The organism is uncultured Flavobacterium sp. (assembly GCF_963925415.1).
In the GTDB taxonomy this organism is placed as follows: domain Bacteria; phylum Bacteroidota; class Bacteroidia; order Flavobacteriales; family Flavobacteriaceae; genus Flavobacterium.
In genome coordinates this window covers 1-3,215 of record NZ_CAWUTS010000019.1, presented here as the reverse complement: position 1 = coordinate 3,215, position 3,215 = coordinate 1, and the positions used below count along the sequence as shown (strand labels likewise).

Below are 3,215 nucleotides of genomic sequence, written 5' to 3'. Positions count from 1 at the left end.
GGCTTTTCAGAATACGCCCCGTTTTTTTGAGTGGGTTCTGGTCTCCACATTATTTTAATTTTTAGTCAAAATTGTATTTTTAATTCCTTTTAATTCTTATTTCTGTCCATTATATCGCTCCTTTTACTTGCCCATAACGGTTTGCAGCTACCCGAAGGGCGGGACTTTTACCACAAAACTGTCTTTGGAACACGAAACCTCGCCTTTTGGGTAGGTGCTGTTATAAGCCGTTTTTCTTTCTTCCATTTTGTCCTACAGACCTTATATATGTTACTATTAAATTGTCAAATATTTTTGATAAACCCAACAATAAAATAAAAATAATTTGGGGTGGCGAAGCCACCCCAAATTATTTACTTTTAGTCAAGTATTGATTTTATTTCAGCCAATGCTTGGTCTGCTTTACGTTGCATATCTCCTTTTGCATTGTTCGGTAAAATCATTACCGCAACTCCAATTGGGAAAAAGCAAATAGCAATTGCCCAACCCGCTGTTGCTGGCTTTGCTTCAAAATCAATGTCGACAGAAAAACGCCCATCTCTGTCGCTTACTCTGCCTTCAATGTTTGTTTCGTAACCGAAACCTTGAAATTTAGAACCTGTAATATTAATACCGCCAGATGATGATACGGATACATTACCCATATTTTCAAGTTGTTCTTCTACAACTTTAATTACATCTGCTTTTGTTTTTGAGCTTTTAAAGCTAACTGATGAGTTTCCTTTGAACATATTTGTTTGTTTTTATTGGTTTATATTAAATTGATTTTACGATTGAAAAAATGCCGTCAATATCGGCAAGTGCATTTTTTTTTAGTTTCTGATACTATGATGATTGGAACTAATGCTCCAACATAACAACAAGCAATACCTAAAAGAATAATAATGTAGCCGAAGAACTTTATTTTCCTTTTTTAGATAATAATTATTGAAGATGGGTCGTCTTTATTTCTTGCTTCAATAATTATTACTCCGTTTGTAATCAAATCGTCAATTTTTTCAGTTCGTAGAATTAATTTGTTTCCGCTTTCTTCTATGTGATAAAATATTTGAAGTTCCTTGTAAAAGTCATCAGCAAAGTTTTTGGTCTTTGGTTGAATATGTTTTTCAATAACAAAATTTTTGTTTACTGACCAACGAATGATTAGGAAAAACACTAACCAAATAAAAAGTCCTAAAACAATTTTCACTATTACTATTGCTGCTGTTTGTTCCATTATAAAAAATGATTTAATGATTTAATAAAATATTGAGAAAGCAAAATAGTCGTAAAAAGGGTAAGTGATATTTTTCTAAAAATGTCGTTAGGTCGAGAAGGTAAAATATATGAGAGAAAATGTTGAACAATTAAAATTGTAAATGGAGCAATGGCGATATTAAAAATTATTGCTTGCCTAAATTGTCCGTGTAGCAAAGAATGTAAAGCCCTTGTCATACCGCAACCTGGGCAGTCGAAGTGTAGTAAATTTTTATGAATACAAAAAGAGGTAGGGTTATGAAATAGAAATTCTGTCGGCAAGTAATATACCGTCAACAGTACTGCCGCTAAAACAAAGGTTGAAATGTCCCTTGTCGAAATACTATATTTTATTTTTTGCAGTATCTCCATAAAATGGCTTATAACGGTCTAGTATATGGCGCGTTTTAATGCGCTATACACGGTGTTAGGTAGCGTTTTAATTTAATTTTAGTCACAACTTGAACCAGCATCAGAAGCTGAGCTCGGGGCATTATTTGCTTCACTTTGTGCATCTTCTGCAGAACTCATTGCCTTTTTCGCATAGTATTGTGCGTCTTCCAAATTATCTGCATTGTATGCCTTTTTAGCGGAAGAGTATGCGTCATCAGCATTCGAACTTGCGTTACTTGAATAACTTTCGGCATCATCAATTACACTTGAAAAATCATCGCATTGTCCAAAACTTAATTGTGTGCAGAATATCATCAGAGCTGCAATAGGGATTATTCTTTTCATCTTTTGGTTAATTTTAATTTATGCTACCTAACGTGTTTGTGTATGGTTAGTTGCGTGGTTAAGCAACTAATTTAGCAAATAAATCACAGATAGAATATTCCGCAGGAATGTTCGTAAGTCGGCAGTGACCAAGCAATTAATTATACACGGTGTTACAAACAGTTTTTATTGAACATTTAATCGTAATGGTATTTTGACTCTAACCTAGAAGAATAAGAAGAGGAAGCATCATTATAGTATTTTACAAGGGTCAAAGGATAGTTTTGATTATCAAAAGTCCATACCCATTGATAGTTTGAATTACTATAATCAATTTCAATCATAAATTTTGGGGCTAAAGAAGCTTCATTTGTTGTTGCAAATATTCTGTTTCCAAAAAGGATTGAATTATTTGAATAAGTTCCAAAAATTCCGTTATCATAAACAGGGAAATCTTCAGGTGGATTAGTAATATCATCATAAGAGAAATTTGTTGTGAAATTCTCTCCTGGCCCTAATTTTGATATAAGGTTATTATCATCGTCGTAGATCCATTCAATTTGATAAAGATCTTCATTGTAGATCAAACCATTTTCATTTAAATAGTAAGTATTATAAATTGTATCGTTAGCAACGTCCGAACTAACATCAATGCTTGCTTTAGTAATTGTATTATCAGAATTATATCTAAAATAAGATTCTCTTTGGGTCATATCACCATATGTATAGAAAAACTTAATTCTATCAAATAAGTCATATTCAATATCTGTACCCCACCAAACAATGGTGTTTGAATTTATATAAGACACATGAGATTCTAATTTATTATTTGAATATGTCCATTCAGAAAAACTTGTTCTTAAACTATCCATATTATAATTAGCATCGAGAATTGGTCTATTATTTTCATATGTTTTAATTCGATAACCTGTCTGCACATCAGCACTATTGAAAACCTCAGTTATTATCTCTGAGATATATTTCTCGCCTATGACCACAGTATCATTACCATTGTCATCACTTATACAAGAAGAAGCAAATAACCAAAGTAAACAACCAAATATTAAAAGTAACCTCTTCATGTCAATATGTTTTTAAATTGTTTGTAACGTTTAGTATATGAAAAGTAGGCGATTTCGAAGTACTAAACTTTCGGTTAAGCACAAAGTTTGATAAGAGCTAAAAACCGTGAATTTATTGCTATCTCGCCTATTTTTTATATACAATGTTAGCTGCTGCCTTTTATTCATTTTTCAATTGGG

At 32.2% G+C, this 3,215-nt stretch carries 4 protein-coding genes; all 4 read right to left on the bottom strand.

The features are described from left to right. Positions 1 to 359: 359 nt before the first annotated feature. Positions 360 to 731, bottom strand: coding sequence for a hypothetical protein (locus AABM47_RS01400; protein ID WP_338409134.1), 372 nt, complete (start codon positions 729 to 731; stop codon positions 360 to 362). A gap of 182 nt (positions 732 to 913) precedes the next feature. Continuing rightward, a complete protein-coding gene (locus tag AABM47_RS01395; protein WP_338409133.1) occupies positions 914 to 1,216 on the bottom strand; it encodes a hypothetical protein in 303 nt (100 codons plus the stop codon). A 470-nt stretch (positions 1,217 to 1,686) separates the two neighbouring features. After that, a complete protein-coding gene (locus tag AABM47_RS01390; RefSeq protein ID WP_338409132.1) occupies positions 1,687 to 1,974 on the bottom strand; it encodes a hypothetical protein in 288 nt (95 codons plus the stop codon). Between the two features lie 176 nt (positions 1,975 to 2,150). Beyond that, positions 2,151 to 3,035, bottom strand: a complete 885-nt coding sequence (locus tag AABM47_RS01385; RefSeq protein ID WP_338409131.1) for a hypothetical protein — start codon at positions 3,033 to 3,035, stop codon at positions 2,151 to 2,153. Between the last annotated feature and the right edge of the window lie 180 nt (positions 3,036 to 3,215).

Excerpts from the sequence above, each read along its gene's own strand:
- AABM47_RS01400 (WP_338409134.1), bottom strand. The coding sequence starts at position 731 with ATGTTCAAAGGAAACTCATCAGTTAGCTTTAAAAGCTCAAAAACAAAA.
- AABM47_RS01395 (WP_338409133.1), bottom strand. The coding sequence starts at position 1,216 with ATGGAACAAACAGCAGCAATAGTAATAGTGAAAATTGTTTTAGGACTT.
- AABM47_RS01390 (WP_338409132.1), bottom strand. The coding sequence starts at position 1,974 with ATGAAAAGAATAATCCCTATTGCAGCTCTGATGATATTCTGCACACAA.
- AABM47_RS01385 (WP_338409131.1), bottom strand. The coding sequence starts at position 3,035 with ATGAAGAGGTTACTTTTAATATTTGGTTGTTTACTTTGGTTATTTGCT.